At 48.3% G+C, this 16,551-nt stretch carries 22 protein-coding genes, 1 tRNA gene and 1 pseudogene; 18 read left to right on the top strand and 6 right to left on the bottom strand.

What is annotated here, in order from left to right; genetic code table 11:
* Positions 1-562 precede the first annotated feature (562 nt).
* Genes G614_RS0113760 through G614_RS0113710 form a run of 10 tightly spaced genes read left to right on the top strand, consistent with a single transcriptional unit; the run spans position 563 to position 6,541 of the window.
* Positions 563-1,006 carry a hypothetical protein gene (locus G614_RS0113760; RefSeq protein WP_027642410.1) on the top strand — a complete coding sequence of 148 codons (444 nt, stop codon included), beginning with the start codon at positions 563-565 and terminating at the stop codon, positions 1,004-1,006.
* 5 nt (positions 1,007-1,011) lie between these two features.
* Positions 1,012-2,145, top strand: coding sequence for a hypothetical protein (locus G614_RS30040; RefSeq protein WP_080664511.1), 1,134 nt, complete (start codon positions 1,012-1,014; stop codon positions 2,143-2,145).
* Positions 2,146-2,155: 10 nt separating this feature from the next.
* Positions 2,156-2,458 (top strand): hypothetical protein, encoded by a 303-nt coding sequence (locus G614_RS0113745; protein WP_027642408.1) that lies wholly within the window; start codon positions 2,156-2,158, stop codon positions 2,456-2,458.
* On the top strand, positions 2,458-2,604 hold the full coding sequence (locus G614_RS31945) for a hypothetical protein (protein WP_166430219.1): 147 nt from the start codon (positions 2,458-2,460) through the stop codon (positions 2,602-2,604). Before G614_RS0113745 ends, G614_RS31945 begins: the two co-directional genes overlap by 1 nt.
* A gap of 21 nt (positions 2,605-2,625) precedes the next feature.
* Positions 2,626-2,877, top strand: a complete 252-nt coding sequence (locus tag G614_RS0113735; RefSeq protein WP_021893250.1) for a hypothetical protein — start codon at positions 2,626-2,628, stop codon at positions 2,875-2,877.
* A gap of 3 nt (positions 2,878-2,880) precedes the next feature.
* A complete protein-coding gene (locus G614_RS0113730) occupies positions 2,881-3,135 on the top strand; it encodes a phage holin family protein (protein WP_021893251.1) in 255 nt (84 codons plus the stop codon).
* Between the two features lie 39 nt (positions 3,136-3,174).
* The gene (locus G614_RS0113725; RefSeq protein ID WP_027642407.1) at positions 3,175-3,519 is read left to right on the top strand and encodes a hypothetical protein; all 345 of its coding nucleotides are present in this window, start codon (positions 3,175-3,177) and stop codon (positions 3,517-3,519) included.
* Complete coding sequence (locus G614_RS27485) at positions 3,507-5,516, top strand: hypothetical protein (protein WP_242828089.1); 2,010 nt, start codon at positions 3,507-3,509, stop codon at positions 5,514-5,516. The genes G614_RS0113725 and G614_RS27485 overlap by 13 nt, the downstream gene beginning before the upstream one ends.
* A gap of 1 nt (position 5,517) precedes the next feature.
* A complete protein-coding gene (locus tag G614_RS27480; protein ID WP_044917769.1) occupies positions 5,518-5,715 on the top strand; it encodes a hypothetical protein in 198 nt (65 codons plus the stop codon).
* A 49-nt stretch (positions 5,716-5,764) separates the two neighbouring features.
* Complete coding sequence (locus G614_RS0113710; protein WP_027642406.1) at positions 5,765-6,541, top strand: CHAP domain-containing protein; 777 nt, start codon at positions 5,765-5,767, stop codon at positions 6,539-6,541.
* A 242-nt stretch (positions 6,542-6,783) separates the two neighbouring features.
* On the opposite strand, the gene G614_RS0113705 is transcribed toward G614_RS0113710, so the two are convergent.
* The 5 genes from G614_RS0113705 to G614_RS0113685 all read right to left on the bottom strand — a co-directional run bounded on the left by G614_RS0113705 (position 6,784) and on the right by G614_RS0113685 (position 8,541).
* Positions 6,784-7,137, bottom strand: a complete 354-nt coding sequence (locus tag G614_RS0113705; protein ID WP_027642405.1) for a hypothetical protein — start codon at positions 7,135-7,137, stop codon at positions 6,784-6,786.
* A 14-nt stretch (positions 7,138-7,151) separates the two neighbouring features.
* The gene (locus G614_RS27475) at positions 7,152-7,442 is read right to left on the bottom strand and encodes a hypothetical protein (RefSeq protein WP_049948060.1); all 291 of its coding nucleotides are present in this window, start codon (positions 7,440-7,442) and stop codon (positions 7,152-7,154) included.
* A 13-nt stretch (positions 7,443-7,455) separates the two neighbouring features.
* Positions 7,456-7,872: a helix-turn-helix domain-containing protein gene (locus tag G614_RS27470; RefSeq protein WP_044917767.1), complete on the bottom strand. Its 417-nt coding sequence runs from the start codon at positions 7,870-7,872 to the stop codon at positions 7,456-7,458.
* Between the two features lie 10 nt (positions 7,873-7,882).
* On the bottom strand, positions 7,883-8,194 hold the full coding sequence (locus tag G614_RS0113690; protein WP_027642404.1) for a hypothetical protein: 312 nt from the start codon (positions 8,192-8,194) through the stop codon (positions 7,883-7,885).
* A gap of 273 nt (positions 8,195-8,467) precedes the next feature.
* Positions 8,468-8,541 (bottom strand) — tRNA-Val (locus tag G614_RS0113685).
* Positions 8,542-8,609: 68 nt separating this feature from the next.
* Here G614_RS0113685 and G614_RS27465 point away from each other — a divergent pair.
* Together G614_RS27465 and G614_RS0113675 are read left to right on the top strand one after the other, a co-directional pair.
* Positions 8,610-9,359, top strand: a pseudogene (locus G614_RS27465) (adenine deaminase C-terminal domain-containing protein); the annotation flags it as partial.
* Positions 9,360-9,534: 175 nt separating this feature from the next.
* Positions 9,535-10,425: a S8 family peptidase gene (locus G614_RS0113675; RefSeq protein ID WP_027642403.1), complete on the top strand. Its 891-nt coding sequence runs from the start codon at positions 9,535-9,537 to the stop codon at positions 10,423-10,425.
* 82 nt (positions 10,426-10,507) lie between these two features.
* Here the strand turns inward: G614_RS0113675 and G614_RS0113670 are convergent, their stop codons facing one another.
* Positions 10,508-11,368, bottom strand: a complete 861-nt coding sequence (locus G614_RS0113670; protein WP_027642402.1) for a class I SAM-dependent methyltransferase — start codon at positions 11,366-11,368, stop codon at positions 10,508-10,510.
* Positions 11,369-11,620: 252 nt separating this feature from the next.
* On the opposite strand from G614_RS0113670, the gene G614_RS0113665 reads away from it, so the two are divergent.
* The 6 genes from G614_RS0113665 to rplB all read left to right on the top strand — a co-directional run bounded on the left by G614_RS0113665 (position 11,621) and on the right by rplB (position 16,541).
* Positions 11,621-12,976 carry a cell wall-binding protein gene (locus G614_RS0113665; protein ID WP_027642401.1) on the top strand — a complete coding sequence of 452 codons (1,356 nt, stop codon included), beginning with the start codon at positions 11,621-11,623 and terminating at the stop codon, positions 12,974-12,976.
* Between the two features lie 443 nt (positions 12,977-13,419).
* A complete protein-coding gene (gene rpsJ, locus G614_RS0113655; RefSeq protein ID WP_002566515.1) occupies positions 13,420-13,737 on the top strand; it encodes a 30S ribosomal protein S10 in 318 nt (105 codons plus the stop codon).
* A gap of 191 nt (positions 13,738-13,928) precedes the next feature.
* Positions 13,929-14,564 (top strand): 50S ribosomal protein L3, encoded by a 636-nt coding sequence (gene rplC, locus G614_RS0113650; RefSeq protein WP_027642400.1) that lies wholly within the window; start codon positions 13,929-13,931, stop codon positions 14,562-14,564.
* A gap of 28 nt (positions 14,565-14,592) precedes the next feature.
* Positions 14,593-15,213 (top strand): 50S ribosomal protein L4, encoded by a 621-nt coding sequence (gene rplD / locus G614_RS0113645; RefSeq protein WP_027642399.1) that lies wholly within the window; start codon positions 14,593-14,595, stop codon positions 15,211-15,213.
* On the top strand, positions 15,213-15,512 hold the full coding sequence (gene rplW, locus G614_RS0113640; protein ID WP_027642398.1) for a 50S ribosomal protein L23: 300 nt from the start codon (positions 15,213-15,215) through the stop codon (positions 15,510-15,512). Before rplD ends, rplW begins: the two co-directional genes overlap by 1 nt.
* 183 nt (positions 15,513-15,695) lie before the next feature.
* Positions 15,696-16,541 (top strand): 50S ribosomal protein L2, encoded by an 846-nt coding sequence (gene rplB / locus G614_RS0113635; RefSeq protein WP_027642397.1) that lies wholly within the window; start codon positions 15,696-15,698, stop codon positions 16,539-16,541.
* The last annotated feature ends 10 nt before the right edge of the window (positions 16,542-16,551 follow it).

Genomic DNA, 16,551 nt, shown 5'->3' with positions numbered 1-16,551 from the left:
GGATGTCACTGTATGTCCATGCTGCGGCGGGGCCATGTCCTATGAAGTATGTACTGAATGGACCCCAAAAAGAAGCAGCGCCTGATCCCAAAGCAACCGGATATGGGACATAAGATTTGGGGGTAAGGGGGAAGTATGCCTTAAACCAGTGATATCTTCTTGAGTTCCTGTCGAAAAGCATCCAGCAGAGCTGTCAGACAGGTGAAAGCCGGAGCATTGAATCCCCATACCGGACGCGACTTTGTTCAATTCGGAAAAACCGAAAGTGTGCTGAATAAGGGGGCAGAAAAGATTGCCCTCTTATTCAACCCACCTCCGGTTCTTTCCTTAGAAATTATGCAGATGAAATAAATAAGTTTGAAGCTAACATAGACCATATTTGTGCTGGTACGTTTCCATTTGAGGTAGGGGAACGTAAAACATATTACGATAATACCCCATTTATCCAATGGGATGAGCTAAACAGGATTGAATCTGCCTGCCTTAAAATTTACAGTAATATTATGGGTAGGGCCGAAGGAATCAGGCGCCTGGCCTTCACACTTAACGGAGGTGCATTTGAATGAGCTTAAAAACAGATTATAAGGACGACATCTTTGAGGGTTCCAGGATTTGGAGGATTGCCACCAATGGGGATGGTACCTGTACGATAACAGATGTCACTACATATACCCAGAAGGGGGATAAGTTTGGACAGAATGACATTAACGCTACGAATAAGGCAGTGAATGCCCTGAACCATGTTGTCCCCGTCACTCTCCCGGCATCCGGATGGAGCGACGTGGCCCCATATACCCAGACCGTGACGGTGAAAGGGCTGACGGCCGCGGACAATCCACTGCTGGTAAAGGTGATTGCAGGCGGGGCGACTCCGGAGCAGGTCAAGGCATATAACAAGGCGTTTGGGATGATTGATGACGGGGACACGGCAAATGGGAAGGCAACATTTAAATGCTATAACAAGAAGCCCACGATTGATATAATTGTGGGTTTAAAAGGAGTGTGAGGAAGATGGGAGAAATACTGATAACAGGTGGGAGCGGAGGCGGAACCGGAAGCGATGAGTGCACAGCCACGCTGGACCATGTACTTGCAGGGGAGACTGCGGTCACATCGGACAGTAATGACGAGCCTGGAACGGGACGAATGAAAGTGAACAGTTTACTGTCTTTTAACGTAGCCGCCTATTCTGGTCGCAGGGTACTAGCAAAGTGGCAGAATCCGGCGGCGGCTCCAGGGAAACCCTACAGTGGGGTATACATCCGCTACAGCACCAGTGCATATCCGGGGAAGGCTGGAGGCATGCAAATATATAAAGGAGCAGGAAATAATACTGCTTCTGGCGCCTGGTCACAGCAATATCTTGACATGCCAAATCTCAACGAAACTTACTATTTTAGCACATATCCGTATGTTACATGTAGCGCAGGCGAATTGACAGGTGAGGTAATTAATGCAATTGTCAGAACTGCGGGTAGTCCCATAGCTACTATCACCAATACCAAAAACTATACAATTCCAGAGGGCTATACCATGGCAGATATTTTCTGTGTAGGCGGTGGTGGTGCTGGAGGTATTCAAGGATTGAGCAATGGCGAGAATGGAGGTGGAGGCGGTGGCGGTGGTTATACAGCAACATCTTTAAACATTGGTATAACTGCTGGTCAGGTGTTGAACTGCTCAGTTGGAAGCGGGGCATCATCTGGACGGGGAGGAACAACCTCTGTATTAAGAAGCGGTAGCATATTATGTACGGCTGATGGTGGTTATTCTGCTGCTAAATATGTCGGCGCTAATGGCGGTTCAAGAGGTGGAAATGGAGCTACATATTACTATTCGAACGGTAATGGAAACCCTGGTACGAATGGATATTCTGATGGTGCAGAAGGTCAAGGTCGTACTACAAGAGCTTTTGGCGAACCTGGTGGCACATTGTATTCTGGTGGCGGCGGTGGCGGAGGTGTAGGTGCAGTCCATTTCGGGCCTTATTCTGGCGGTGCCGGCGGCGGTGGAGCCGGGGGGAGTAACGGAACATCTGGTGGTAAAGGTTTGGATAACACAGGCGGAGGCGGTGGCGGCAGCGGTGCAGGCTATAGAAATAGCGCCCCTGGCGGCTCAGGAGTTATTTTAATCAGATTAAAATAGGAGGATTAAGATGGTAGCACACGAAGTATTCGCAATGATATACGATGAAACAGTGCAGAATGTGGTGGTTGGGCAGTACGAAGAAACCAACCGGGTGGCACGATGTGTTTATGGTGACAACGCCTTTGCGGTGGATTGCCTGCAATATCCCTGTGAGATAGGGGACAGGTACATAAACGGCGTGTTTTATAAGTCTGATGGGGTAACACAGATTGATAGGCTACCAACTGATAGGGATGAGATTCAGCAGTTGACGGAAGATAATGCACAGTTAACAGTAGCTATGGCAGATATGATAGGAGGTGCAATGTAATGTTATCCAACATACAGCGTAACATCATTATCCGGGCCTTACAGATTCGGAAGAATCAGGGGGAGGAACCGGCAGACATCCTGGAGGGTTACAGGAACCTGACAGAGGACGAGAAGGCAGAGATACTGGAAACATTGAAAGAATAAATGAAAGGTGAGGTATATGACATGCAGATACCCACGGACATCATAGTGGCCCTCATCGGCCTGGCAGGCAGTGCATTTGGGGCCTTTATTGGCGTTCTGGCATCAGCCAAGCTGACCAATTACCGGATTGAGCAGCTAGAAAAGAAGGTGGATAAGCACAACACCGTGATTGAGCGCACATACAAGCTGGAGGAGACACAGGCAGTTATCCAGGAGCAGATTAAGGTTGCCAACCATAGGATTGGCGACCTGGAAAAAGAAAGAGAGGAATAGAATATGGATTTATCATTTTTTAGCAATTATGCGGTGGCGGTCATTGTAGGCATTTGCTTGATTACAGGTTACATAGCAAAAAAGTGGGTGAAAGACCTGGACAACAAATACATCCCTACCATGGTGGCCATCTTGGGAGCGGCACTTAACATCTGGATTGCGGGAAGTGTAAGCCCGGATATCATTCTGGCCGGAGCCTTTAGCGGTCTTGCAAGTACAGGCCTGCATCAGGCGTTTAAACAGATGATAGAGGGCTAAGCGGCAGTTGCGATATCGCAACAGCAGAAAGGTAATGCTATGAGGACATTAAGGTTTAAAGTATCCGGCCAGGAGCTGATAAGGGCTCCTGGCTGTGATTTTAGCAACATTATTGCAGGTACATCCGGATACCTTCAGGCGGCATTTGAGTTTGGGCAGGACTGGGACGGGACTATCCGGGTGGCGGCATTCTACCCTTACCTACAGTCCCAGGAGGTTGGCAGGCTGATTAAGGATGGCACCTGCATTGTGCCGGATGAAATCACGGCCTATGACACATTTAAAATCGGAGTGGTTGGCCAGCGTGAGAATGGCCAGAGGATTACCACCAATCTGATTACAATTAAGCAGGAGAGGGGGAGCGGACAGGCATGGCAACGGTAGATGAGATACTGGCAAGACAGGCTTATGCAGAAGGTGACGAGACCTGGACCAAGGATAATAACTACCCGTCATATACGCTGTACGTGGAGCCGGAGTATGTCCCGGTCACCAACAAGCGCATCGCGGATTTTAATGACCAGATATCGGTCAGGGGCGAACAGAATGCCCAGTTCGTGGGCTTCCAGCTGCCACGGTACGATGACGGCCTGGACCTCACCGCCCAGCACCTGTACATCCACTACCAGACGGTGTATGGGGGCAGTGACAGCGTACCCTGCAACGTGTCCTGGTCGGACAATTACGTCAGGATGTGCTGGCAGGTACCGGCACAGGCCACACAGGAGCCAGGGACAATCCAGATGATGATATATGCGACCGGCACCAACAGCGCAGGGGAGCGCGTGACCTGGAAAACCCTCCCTGCATCCTATACCATCCATGATGGGCTGGAGATTGGCGGCGGAATCCCGGAGCCAGACCAGTCTTGGTACGAGCAGTTTGTGGCGCAGATGGAGGGCAAGGTAAGCACTGCCCAGGGCTATGCCAATGATGCCCAAGCCAGCAAGACTGCTGCCGCCGGTTCCGCTACGGCGTCTGCTCAGTCCGCTACCGCTTCGGCACAGGCGTTAGAGGATAACAAGGCATACGTGGAGAGCCAGAAGGCTGCTTTCGTAGGCTACAACAAGCGTGAGACGGACCTTAAATACGCCAATGCCCTTATCGGCTCGGCATCTGGCACTGGGCAAGTCACAGTGGACGATGCGCGGGAGGCGCCGATACCCGGCATGGAGATAGCCGGCAAGAGTGAGCAGGGAGCAGACCCCAGCCCGGATAATCCGCAGGAGATTGTGAGTACGGATGTCACGGCGGTAACGGTGACGGGGGCGAATTTGTTTGATACATCGGCATTGATAAATTATAATATATCATCGACGGTATCCAGTGATAAAAGGCAAATTACGGTAACTGGAAACAAAACCCATGCTCTTTGCGGCCATATAATACCTATACAGTTAATTGCTGGTAAAACAGTTACAATATCGGGCAGCATAAGCAACGGAAACCAGGATGTGCCAGTGGCAATCCAAATTGAAACTAAACAGCCGGATAATAAATCACTATGGTTTAGCCTAAGTTCTTCCGGTAGCAAGAAAGTTTCAATCCCAGAAGACATAGTTACGGCGAGATTTAATCTGATTGCTAACAATTCAAGTGCCGTGCTAGATACCCCGAATACAGTAACATTTACTGATGTAATGTTAAACATCGGTGACACCGCTCTCCCCTGGGAACCCTACCAGTCCAAGACCGCAGCCATCACCCTCACGGAGCCGTTACGAGGTATAAAGGACGTGCGGGACCGGATAATGTGCAGGGACGGCGTGTGGGGGATTGAGCGGAAGCTTATCAATCATGTGTTAACGGGAGAAGAAAATGGTAACTGGGGTTCAACAGTGAACGGAACATGGTTATTCATGGCGAATGATAAACTAAAGAGTGAAGTTCCGGATTATTCCACAAATTACCTTTGTAACTATTTTGTTGCAGGGAATGCACGAGTGAATACTGACATAATTGGAAGTTACATATTTAGTAATACAATTAGGTTTAGGGTTGATTCCAGTATAGCGAGCACAGAAGGTGATTTTAAAAAATGGCTTGCAAGCAGATATGAAGCGAATGAGCCTGTACGATTAATTTACCCTCTTGCCGTCCCCACCTGGGAACCCCTTCCATCCGATACCCAAGCCGCCCTAAACGCCCTTACCGCCTACACAGGCCGGACAACCATCACAGTGACTGCGGAGGGGCCGGAGCCGGACGTGGCGGTGGAGTATATCGCAGACACAAAGACTTATATCGCCAACGAGCATGCTAAGATGCAGGCGTCCTTTGACAGACAAATATCAGCTATCCTTGCCCTACTTCCGACTGAGACCCAGGCGGCAATGATCAACAATGAGACCAGCGCACTGCTGGCAGAAAGTGAGGTATAACATGAGCAATACCATAATCGTAACCCTGATGACCAACCTGATCAACAAACAGTTTTACGCTACACAGGATGAGGCCGTGTCCAAACTGGATGTCTACTACGCCATGAACCGCATCAGCGAGGAGGATTATTCCAGCCTTGTGATGCAGGCAGAACGCGTATATAATCCGCCGGAGCCAGACGGAATGGTAACTGAGTGATTACATGGCCCGGGGATGTCCCTGGGCCTTTTTTAGATTGGAGGAAAACATGAAATCAATAGATAAGGTTCTAACGATTGCTCACCAGGAGATTGGATACGTGGAGAAACGCAGTAACAGCCAGCTTGACAGCAAGACCGCTAATGCAGGCAGCAGCAACTACACCAAGTATGCCAGAGACCTGTATCCATCCCTCCAAGGGCAGCCGTGGTGTGATATGTTTGTGGACTGGTGTATGGTTCAAGCATTTGGACAGGTGACGGCCAGACAACTCCTGGGAGGAGGTTTTTCGGCCTATACGCCTACGTCCGCCCAGTATTATAAGGACAGAGGCCAGTACCATAAGGACAACCCTCAGCCAGGCGACCAGATATTTTTTAAAAACTCCCAGCGCATCTGCCATACAGGTATTGTCTATGAGGTCACTATGACCAAGGTTAGAACCATCGAAGGTAACACCAGTGCTGGTAACGAGGTGGTTGCCAACGGCGGAGCGGTATGCTGTAAGGAGTACAGTTTGGATAACAGCCGTATTGATGGTTATGGACGTCCTGACTGGTCACTGGTGGAGCAGCCGGAGTATGAGATAGGATGGCACCATGATAGTAATGGCTGGTGGTATGCATACAGCGAGACAAAGTATTACAAGGAGTGCTGGCAGATTATAAACCATCACAAGTATTATTTTAATTCGGATGGATATGCACTGACCAACTGGCATGTAATTGGCGGTAAGGACTATTATTTTGAGCCGCGTGCGGGGCATCCACTGGAATGCGCTTTGTATGTGGCACCGGAGGGCGAACAGTACATAGGAGAGTTTTAACCGGATAAGGATGAGGCAATGCGGTGGCCCGGACTGGCCAAATAGCTTATTGACAAATTTGGGACCCTGATATATGATTAATACATAAGGTATCGGGGTATGGGCCCGGTGCTTGTCACTGTTCCCCAAATTGAGCGGTGCGGATTAAAATATTAGCCTATTTGTTATTAACTACAAATCAAAAAATATCGCTTTCTCATTATGAGTTGGCGATATTTTTTTTTCATAATATTTTCTCCAATTTACTCTAAATCACCTAAAAAATCTCCTAAATCAGTATATTCCCATTCTTTTGTGACATCAACCACGCGATATGCGTGGTCATAATCCACATTTCCTAAATCGTCCAAACCTTCGGGTAAATCAAAATAAAATTTTAATAAATGGTTATCATCAGTAATGCCGTATTGATAAAACTCATCTAAATCAAAACACTCATCATTACCAACCATGTAAATCCTGTAATTTACTCCATCAACTGAAACGGTAGTATACCGGCAGTCGCTATCGAGCAAATCAGCGTCATGTATATCTTTTTCTTTTCTACCCTCGATGATTTTTAAAGCTTCCCTTCTAAGTCCGGTATTTTTATTCATTATTTTTCTCTCCTTTAAATACGATTCCAATCTAACATAATATGGATTTCTTTTCCTCCATTATTGATTACGCATAGATAGGGGGATTCTTTACCCTGCAGCAGCTCGTTAGGCGTATAAGTCCAACCCCACGGAGCTGTCAATGCAATGCCAGTTTCCGTTTCATCGCAGACCCATCCTTTCGGTACTGTATACTCTACCGCCTCGCTGACTGTTGCTGTTGGGTGAGGATTTCTCGCAGTAAACAAAGGGCGTTTCTCAGTAGCTAAACATCCATAATTTATGTATCCTTTAAAAGTTTTCATATTGATATTCCTCCTATAATATAGTTTCATGTATTTCCCGCCCGGCTCGTACATTCTCCAGGTAATTGGGGTCAATGCTTTTCGGACAGTACTCATAATCGCCGTCCTCAACACCCAACTTTCCCATTTCATCGTGAATAAATTTGAAATAATCATCATGCGAAAAAACGCGAGGATCTGAAAAAACATTGTAGTTATCTGGCAACAGTTTTTCGTAGGCCAAGTCTGAAAACTTATTTAAAAGTTTTTTCATCAGGCAGGGATGGATAAGTTCTTCTAACTGCCTAATAATTAATTCTTCCGCCCAAGGAGCTGGATTCCGTTTCTCGGTTTCCCAGTCTTCAATAGTCCTGGTCGGTATTTCCAGATAAGCAGATAAATCAGATTGTGTCATACGTGCTTTTATGCGGTATTCTTTAATTCTGTTCATAACGTCCTCCTTATTTAACATGCTCTATGATGTATTTGGCATCTGTCATTTGGCTCAACTGGCTGATAAGGCTTTCCATTCCGGCTGTGTAACTCTGTGCATCCATCTTACCCTTGGACATCATCATTCCAGCCATTTCGTCTGTCTTGAAAACCTTCTGAGCAAGTATATCTCTTGCGTATGCTACCTGTTTCTCAGTTCCGGTCATTTCTTGAGTAAATTTGAAAGCGATAATCTTATGGACATCAGTGCGGTCCACCATGATATTGTATCCGTGCAATTCGCTTCTCTTTTCTTTTGTATTCTCTGCTCTTTTCATCATTTTTCTGTTCCCCCGTCCTTTATCTTATATATAGATTATACCACGCAATGCGTGGGAAGTCAAGAGGAATTGATATGGTTTTTTGGATTCTAGAAATTATAAAGGCGGGTACCGGATGTGAACGGACCCGCTATTTTCGTGTGATATTTCGTGTGATATCGTGTGATATATTTGCGTATTTCCATACCCATATAAGGATAATGCAATATTTTTTGACAACCAAAAACCCACGCTATTACGTTGTTTCTCGCAATTACGTGGGTTTTGTACAGATGGAAGTAATGGGGCTCGAACCCATGACCTTTCGCGTGTGAGGCGAACGCTCATCCCAGCTGAGCTATACTTCCATGAGACTATTATAGCACGATGAAGCGGAAATACAAGCGTTTTAATGATAGAATGTAAAAATTTTGCAGTGATACGGGAGGGCACGGCTGCCAGGAATCTGGAAGCACTTATGCCCCTGTTTGATGCCCCCTATTATGAGAGGTGTATGCTGGTGACAGATGACAAGCATCCCGGCGACCTGATTTCCATGGGGCATATTGATTATATCATCCGGAAGGCAGTGGCCTTGGGCGCGGACCCCATACGGGCCATTAAGATGGGAACCTTTAATGCGGCGCAGTATTTTGGGCTGAAGGACAGGGGAGCTGTCATGCCTGGGCTGAGGGCGGATTTGGCAGTGCTTGAGGACTTGAGGGAGCTCCGGGTGACGGCTGTTTACAAGGACGGCGTCCTGACCGCAAGGGAGGGGGTATGCCTGGGAGCCGGGAATGAAAAAGGCCTGTGCTCTGGAACAGGAGAGAAACCGCAGTCCGGAATCCAGAAGGATACCGGTTCCGCAGAAAAAACAATCAGCGGCTTGGAAGCCGGATTCCCAAGGGTGTTTGACTCCTTCCGCATGGATGAGATTACTCTGGAGAACCTGGTGCTGGAGCAAAAGAGAACCATGGAGCGGGTCATACAGTTGAGGCCCCAAAAGGATATCGTGAAGGCGGCCGTGTTTGAACGCCATCTTCACACCGGGCACAGGGGGCTGGGCTTTGTAGGCGGATATGGTCTTAAGAAGGGGGCTGTGGCCACCAGCGTTGCCCATGATTCCCATAACCTGATTGTGGTGGGGACCAATGACAGGGATATGGTATTGGCCGCCAATACGGTTTGGTAAGCCTTCCGGTAATTCCGAAGCTGAGAATCATTTTAAAGAAAATATTTTTTGGTCCTGTCAGGCGGCTTTATCTGCCTGACAGTCCTGTTGGCCCGACCGCGGTACGCGGTGCCATGGCACAGATTCCTTCATTATAGAATATTCTAATAAAAAAGGAGAAAATCGTGATGTGAATCAGGCGAGAGAAGACATTAATTGTGAAGAAGTGTATTCCATGGGTATAACGGGTAGAGGAGTGGGTGTGGCAGTACTTGACACCGGAATTTACCTCCATGAGGATTTTAAGGATAGAGTGACAGCCTTTGCTGATTTTGTAAACCATCGTACATCGCCCTATGACGACAATGGCCATGGCACCCATATAGCCGCAATGATTGGAGGCAGCGGCATCTCCTCCGACGGAAAATACAGAGGGGTGGCACCGGGATGCAGTCTGATATCGGTGAAGGTGCTGGACCAGAAGGGAAACGGCTATGCCACGGACGTACTGACCGGACTTAAGTGGATCCGGGAGAACAGGGACAGATATAATATCCGCATTGTGAACATCTCCGTAGGCTCCCTGTCGCGCAGGGACATGACAGAGAACTCAATTCTGGTGCGGGGGGTGAATGCGGCCTGGGATGACGGCCTGGTGGTGGTGGTGGCAGCCGGAAATCATGGTCCGGGCCGGATGACCATCACAACTCCCGGCATCAGCCGCAAGGTCATAACAGTGGGTTGCTCGGACGACCACAAGGAAGTGGAAGTCATGGGGAGCCGCATGGTGGATTATTCCGGAAGAGGCCCCACACTGGCTTGCGTCTGCAAGCCGGATTTGGTAGCGCCGGGCTCAGGCATCATCAGCTGCTGCAATGAGCCCGGCAAATATTTTTCAAAATCAGGCACCAGCATGTCCACTCCCCTTGTGTCGGGCGCCATAGCCCTGCTGCTGGAGAAGTACCCGGATATGAGCAACAAGGATGTGAAGCTGCGTATCAGGGAACGTGCCCTGGACCTGGGCCTTCAGCACAACCAGCAGGGGTGGGGAAAGCTGGATGTGGGACGGCTGCTGGAATAGAATCCTGGACCTGGATTTCCGTTATTATCTAAGAATAAAAAGCCCCGCATCAGTGAATCCTGATGCGGGACTTTTTCATGCGCTATGCTTCCCAGCGCCCGGATGCCCCGCAGGGCAGCACCAGGCCTGTCTGGGTGACAGGAAGTCCCACCTCCTCGGCGCATACTGTTCCGCCAAAGCGTGGGACGATTTCCACACCTATCATGTAGGAAAGGACTGCGGGAGCCAGTCCGGTGGTGTAGGAGTTAATCAGGAAGAACAGGGGCTTGTCTGATAAGAGCTGCGCGCACAGCTTGACCAGAGGATGAATGGCATCTTCTATCTTCCAGATTTCCCCTTTTGGACCCCGCCCATAGGAGGGCGGGTCCATGATGACCGCATCGTAGCGATTACCCCTGCGGATTTCCCGCTCCACAAATTTCACGCAGTCATCCACAATCCAGCGTATGGGGGCTTCGGACATGCCCGAGGACTGGGCGTTTTCCTTGGCCCAGGCCACCATGCCCTTGGAGGCGTCCACATGGGTGACATTGGCGCCTGCCTTAGCCGCGGCCAGAGTGGCTCCGCCGGTATATGCAAACAGGTTCAGGACCTTGACCGGGCGTCCGGCCCCGCGTATCCTGGCGCCAAACCAGTCCCAATTGGCAGCCTGTTCGGGAAACAGGCCGGTATGTTTAAAACTAAAGGGCTTTAGATTGAATGTAAGCCCATTATATCCAATGGACCACTGCTTAGGAAGATGGAAGAATTCCCACTCGCCCCCGCCCTTGCTGCTGCGGTGATAGTGGCCATTCATCTTTTTCCAGCCCTTATGGTTCTTGGGGGTGTCCCAGATAACCTGGGGGTCCGGGCGCACCAGCAGGTAATCGCCCCAGCGCTCCAGTTTTTCTCCCTTTGAACAGTCTATCACTTCATAATCCTTCCACTTGTCTGCAAGCCACATATATTTATTTAACCTCGTTTCTTCCATATATGATAATGATAATAATGAGTATAGTCTAAGTGTTGCGGCTCCGTCAAGCATTCGGTACATTTTCAAAAAAATAGAAACGGTTTAGCTAAATTGTAATAGAATTGAAAGATAAATTAGGTTGAATAATTGAAGGAGCCTTGATACAATATACCATAGGATTATCAGCCTCAGTGAAAACGGGGCTGATATGCATGAATGCAGATGTAAAGAGGAGTTGAGCATATGAAGAAAAAGATGGTGGCAGTGTGGGCCCTGGCGGCAGTGCTGTGCTTTGGCACGGCTACGATATCTGCCCTGGCAGCAGCGGGTTGGGCTCAATCGGGGAGCAACTGGGTCTACTATGACTCTAACGGGAATAAAATATATAATACATGGAAAAAAGGGGCGGACAACCAGTGGCGCTATCTCAACGGCGAGGGCGTCATGGCCACCAATGCATGGGTTGAGTCTGATTATTATATGGACAGCAACGGCATCATGCTCACTGACAAGTGGCTGAAGCTTACCGGGGACCAGGGAGAATATGAGTGGTATTATTTCGGCAGCAGCGGCAAGGTAATCACAGATGCCTGGAAAAAGATTGATAATAAGTGGTATCACTTTAACGGTGACGGCCGTATGGAGATTGGCTGGATTCTGGACGATATGTATTATACCGGTTCTGACGGCGTTATGCGGACAGGCTGGCAGAAGCTGTATCCCCCGGATGACGATGACGACAACAGAGACAAGGTGACGCCGGGAATCGACAGCGTGACAGATGATGACGGCCGCTACTGGTACTATTTTTCCTCAAATGGCAAGAAATATGCACCGGACAGCTCAGACGGCGATTATACGGCCCGTAAGATAGACGGAACCTATTACTGCTTTGACGAGGACGGCGCTATGCAGACAGGCTGGAAGAACGTAAAGTCCACAACCAATGAGTCCATCCAGGATTACATGTACTTTGGTTCTGACGGCAAGGCCAAGATTGGCTGGTATTCCATTGAACCGCCTGAGGACCTGAGCGGTTATGAGGAGGCCGTGGAGTGGTTCTACTTCAACAACAACGGCAGACCAAGGGCGGCTGATTCCGAACGCCTTACCACCAGCGACATCGTGAAGCTGAACGGCAAATCCTATCTGTTCAACCATCTGGGCAATCCGGTGTATGGACTTAAGAAAGTTTATACTGGTTCCGGCGAGGATGACTGGACCGCGTTCTACTTTGGTGATAAGAACAAGAGCTGTGTCCAAAAGGGAAAGATGAAGGTGACCGAGGACGACGGCAATAAGAGCGATTTCTATTTCCTGGACAATGGACGGGGCGTCAACGGGGTTAAGGATAACTACTTATATTATAAGGGAAAACTTCAAAAGGCAACGGACGGCCAGAAGTATGTATGCTACCGGGTGGAGGGCAGGAATTATGTGGTCAACGCTTCCGGTAAGGTTATGAAGGGCAGCAATGTAAAGAACAGCGACGGCGTCAAGTTTACGACCAACAGCTCAGGTGAGCTGATAAAGGCGGACGATGACAAGGATGTTGATTCATACGCACAGGAGCCGGTTGAGCCGTACTGCACAGAGTAAAAGCCAGGCCGTATACATGACTGGAATGAATCATTTAAGGAAAGACTTCTATATAAATGGGAGGTCTTTCCTTTTTGTTTTATATGGGTTTGGATTATTGGGGACAAAAGCCCGGACAAATACAGGGAGAGAAAAACAGAAAAAATAAGAAAGCATGCAAATAAATAAAAAATACTTGCATTTATTTGGAATATGTGCTATCATACAAAGGCTGTGGCATGATAGCGTTGAAGCGTGAGGTTGCTGCCCACAAAGTGAGGCGGGTTTTCCGTGGAGCGAATGTCAAGTTAGGAAACTGGCGACAAGTCACTGTACCAATTAAAGAAACTGCAATGTTAGATGGCAGAATCAGTGTGGAGTTCCGTTAGGACACACACGGAAACGTGTACAGTCACCGCTTGTCGTACTTGGTTTGAAAGTGCGAAAAGGAGGCGACTTTTTTTATGGCAAGTCAAGTAATGAGAATCACTTTAAAGGCTTATGATCATCAGTTGGTAGATCAGTCCGCCGGCAAAATCATCGAGACTGTAAAGAAGACAGGATCACAGGTGAGCGGACCGGTGCCGTTACCAACCAAGAAAGAGGTAGTAACCATTCTGCGTGCGGTTCATAAGTACAAAGATTCCAGAGAGCAGTTCGAGCAGAGGACTCACAAGAGACTCATCGATATCACAGCTCCAAGCCAGAAAACAGTTGATGCACTGTCCAGACTGGAAATGCCGGCTGGTGTGTACATCGACATCAAGATGAAGACAAAATAATTCATCCCGGAGATTTTGTTTTCAAGTAAAATGTTTATATCCTGAAGGGTTTAAATATAGAAGCAACACTGCATTTCCTGTTGAGGAATCAACATACCGCCAGGCGGTTCATAGTGTTCCACGTATATTAGGCTGTTCTAGGATGAATGCGAAAGCATTCCGCTGTAGATCATGAAACAGGAGGTAAGACAATGAAGAAAGCGATTTTAGCAACAAAAGTCGGAATGACCCAAATCTTCAATGAGAATGGTGCTTTAGTTCCGGTAACCGTACTTCAGGCAGGACCTTGTGTGGTAACACAGGTTAAGACAGCTGAGAACGATGGTTACAAAGCAGTACAGGTTGGTTTTGTTGACAAGAGGGACAAACTGGTCAGCAAGCCGCAGAAAGGCCATTTTGATAAGGCTGGCGTTTCTTACAAGAGATATGTAAGAGAATTCAAGTTTGAGAATGCGGAAGAATATTCCGTTAAGGATGAGATTAAGGCAGACATCTTCGCGGCAGGCGATAAGATTGATGCAACCGCTATTTCCAAGGGTAAAGGCTTCCAGGGCGCCATCAAGAGATATGGACAGCACAGAGGACCTATGGCACATGGTTCCAAGTTCCATCGCCATCAGGGTTCCAACGGTTCCGCTACAACACCAGGCCGCGTATTCAAGGGCAAGGGAATGCCGGGTCACATGGGCAGCAGGCAGATTACTGTTCAGAATCTGGAGGTTGTCAAGGTTGATGCTGACAATAACCTGATTCTGGTTAAGGGCGCAGTACCAGGACCAAAGAAGAGCCTGGTAACAATCAAAGAAACCGTTAAGGTTGAAAGGTAAGCTTTTATAGGAAAGGAGGAACACAATAATGGCAAACGTATCTGTTTATAATATGGAAGGTAAAGAAGTTGGCACATTAGAACTGAACGATGCCGTGTTCGGTGTAGAAGTTAACGAGCACCTGGTACATCTTGCAGTTGTTGCACAGCTTGCAAATAAACGTCAGGGAACACAGAAAGCAAAGACACGTTCTGAGGTTTCCGGCGGCGGCAGAAAGCCGTGGAGACAGAAGGGAACCGGTCATGCAAGACAGGGTTCAACCAGGTCTCCTCAGTGGAAGGGCGGCGGCGTAGTATTCGCTCCGACACCAAGGGATTACACAATCAGACTGAACAAGAAGGAAAAGAGAGCTGCTCTTAAGTCTGCTCTGACCAGCCGTGTTCAGGACAACAAGTTTATCGTAGTAGATGAGCTTAAGTTTGACGAGATTAAGACCAGGAAGTTCCGGAATGTCATGGATAACCTGAAGGTATCCAAGGCTCTGGTGGTTCTGGCTGACAATGATCAGAATACAGTATTATCTGCAAGGAATATTGCAGACGTTAAGACCTCTCAGGTCGGCTCCATCAACGTATACGACATTCTGAAGTACAACACAGTAGTGGCTACCAAGGCTGCTGTTGCATCCATCGAGGAGGTGTACGCATAATGGCAGATATCAAGTACTATGACGTCATTTTAAAACCAGTCATCACTGAGAAGAGCATGAATGCCATGGGCGATAAGAAGTATACTTTCATGGTACATGTAGACGCTAACAAGTCTATGATTAAAGAGGCTGTTGAGAAAATGTTCCCAGGCACCAAGGTTGCCGGCGTGAACACCATGAACTGCGAAGGCAAGACCAAGAGAAGGGGAATGACCTTCGGCAAGACAGCTGCTTCCAAGAAGGCAATCGTAAAGCTGACAGAAGACAGCAAAGAGATTGAGATTTTCCAGGGGCTGTAAGCACTTGGCGAGGTCTTTTCGAGCCTGGCTGAGCGGAACCTGTTGCGGTTGAGTATACCTTAACCCGACAATCTCTCACCCGCCGGACACACCCGGACGGAGAACTTATACGGCATCCGGGATATCCAGATATCCCACCAAAGTCATACGCCGTGAAAAGAAAAAGAAAAGGAGTTAAATGTCATGGGAATTAAGAAGTATAATGCTTATACACCTTCCAGAAGACATATGACCGGTTCTGATTTCAAGGAAATCACAAAGAGCACCCCGGAGAAATCTCTGGTAGTATCTCTGAACAAGAACGCAGGTCGTAACAATCAGGGTAAAATCACTGTACGTCACAGAGGCGGCGGCAGCAGAAGAAAATATAGAATCATTGATTTTAAGAGAAACAGCAAGGACGGCATCCCGGCAACCGTTATCGGTATCGAGTATGACCCCAACAGAACTGCCAACATCGCTCTGATTTGCTATGCAGACGGCGAGAAGGCATACATCCTGGCGCCACAGGGCTTAACCGACGGAATGAAGGTTATGAGCGGCGATACAGCAGAGGCAAAGCTTGGAAACTGCATGCCACTGTATCACATCCCGGTTGGTACTCAGGTACACAACATTGAGTTATATCCTGGCAAGGGCGGCCAGTTAGTCCGTTCCGCCGGTAATTCAGCACAGCTGATGGCTAAGGAAGGCAAGTATGCCACCTTACGTTTACCTTCAGGTGAAATGAGAATGGTTCCAATCATCTGCCGCGCAACTATCGGTGTTGTAGGCAATGGTGAGCACTCCCTGATTAACATTGGTAAAGCTGGCAGGAAGCGCAACATGGGTATCAGACCTACAGTCCGCGGTTCCGTAATGAACCCCAACGACCATCCACATGGTGGTGGTGAAGGCAAGTGTGGTATCGGCCGTCCGGGTCCATGCACACCATGGGGCAAGCCTGCTCTGGGTCTGAAGACCAGAAAGAAAAACAAGCAGTCTAACAAGTTAATCGTAAGAAGACGTGATGGCAGAACCATCAAATAGTTAAAGGAGG

Origin of the sequence: [Clostridium] clostridioforme AGR2157 (assembly GCF_000424325.1) — a bacterium.
GTDB lineage: Bacteria > Bacillota > Clostridia > Lachnospirales > Lachnospiraceae > Enterocloster > Enterocloster clostridioformis_A.
The sequence above is the reverse complement of the archived record's forward strand: the minus strand, read 5'-3'. Positions and strand labels throughout refer to the sequence as shown.

Coding starts and splice junctions, on each gene's coding strand:
- rpsJ (WP_002566515.1), top strand. CDS start 13,420: ATGGCAAGTCAAGTAATGAGAATCACTTTAAAGGCTTATGATCATCAG.
- rplD (WP_027642399.1), top strand. CDS start 14,593: ATGGCAAACGTATCTGTTTATAATATGGAAGGTAAAGAAGTTGGCACA.
- G614_RS0113710 (WP_027642406.1), top strand. CDS start 5,765: ATGAAATCAATAGATAAGGTTCTAACGATTGCTCACCAGGAGATTGGA.
- G614_RS0113730 (WP_021893251.1), top strand. CDS start 2,881: ATGGATTTATCATTTTTTAGCAATTATGCGGTGGCGGTCATTGTAGGC.
- G614_RS0113725 (WP_027642407.1), top strand. CDS start 3,175: ATGAGGACATTAAGGTTTAAAGTATCCGGCCAGGAGCTGATAAGGGCT.
- G614_RS0113670 (WP_027642402.1), bottom strand. CDS start 11,368: ATGTGGCTTGCAGACAAGTGGAAGGATTATGAAGTGATAGACTGTTCA.
- G614_RS0113760 (WP_027642410.1), top strand. CDS start 563: ATGAGCTTAAAAACAGATTATAAGGACGACATCTTTGAGGGTTCCAGG.
- rplW (WP_027642398.1), top strand. CDS start 15,213: ATGGCAGATATCAAGTACTATGACGTCATTTTAAAACCAGTCATCACT.
- G614_RS27485 (WP_242828089.1), top strand. CDS start 3,507: ATGGCAACGGTAGATGAGATACTGGCAAGACAGGCTTATGCAGAAGGT.
- G614_RS0113665 (WP_027642401.1), top strand. CDS start 11,621: ATGAAGAAAAAGATGGTGGCAGTGTGGGCCCTGGCGGCAGTGCTGTGC.
- G614_RS0113735 (WP_021893250.1), top strand. CDS start 2,626: ATGCAGATACCCACGGACATCATAGTGGCCCTCATCGGCCTGGCAGGC.
- G614_RS31945 (WP_166430219.1), top strand. CDS start 2,458: ATGTTATCCAACATACAGCGTAACATCATTATCCGGGCCTTACAGATT.
- G614_RS27470 (WP_044917767.1), bottom strand. CDS start 7,872: ATGAACAGAATTAAAGAATACCGCATAAAAGCACGTATGACACAATCT.
- rplC (WP_027642400.1), top strand. CDS start 13,929: ATGAAGAAAGCGATTTTAGCAACAAAAGTCGGAATGACCCAAATCTTC.
- G614_RS0113705 (WP_027642405.1), bottom strand. CDS start 7,137: ATGAATAAAAATACCGGACTTAGAAGGGAAGCTTTAAAAATCATCGAG.
- G614_RS27475 (WP_049948060.1), bottom strand. CDS start 7,442: ATGAAAACTTTTAAAGGATACATAAATTATGGATGTTTAGCTACTGAG.
- G614_RS30040 (WP_080664511.1), top strand. CDS start 1,012: ATGGGAGAAATACTGATAACAGGTGGGAGCGGAGGCGGAACCGGAAGC.
- rplB (WP_027642397.1), top strand. CDS start 15,696: ATGGGAATTAAGAAGTATAATGCTTATACACCTTCCAGAAGACATATG.
- G614_RS0113690 (WP_027642404.1), bottom strand. CDS start 8,194: ATGATGAAAAGAGCAGAGAATACAAAAGAAAAGAGAAGCGAATTGCAC.
- G614_RS0113745 (WP_027642408.1), top strand. CDS start 2,156: ATGGTAGCACACGAAGTATTCGCAATGATATACGATGAAACAGTGCAG.
- G614_RS27480 (WP_044917769.1), top strand. CDS start 5,518: ATGAGCAATACCATAATCGTAACCCTGATGACCAACCTGATCAACAAA.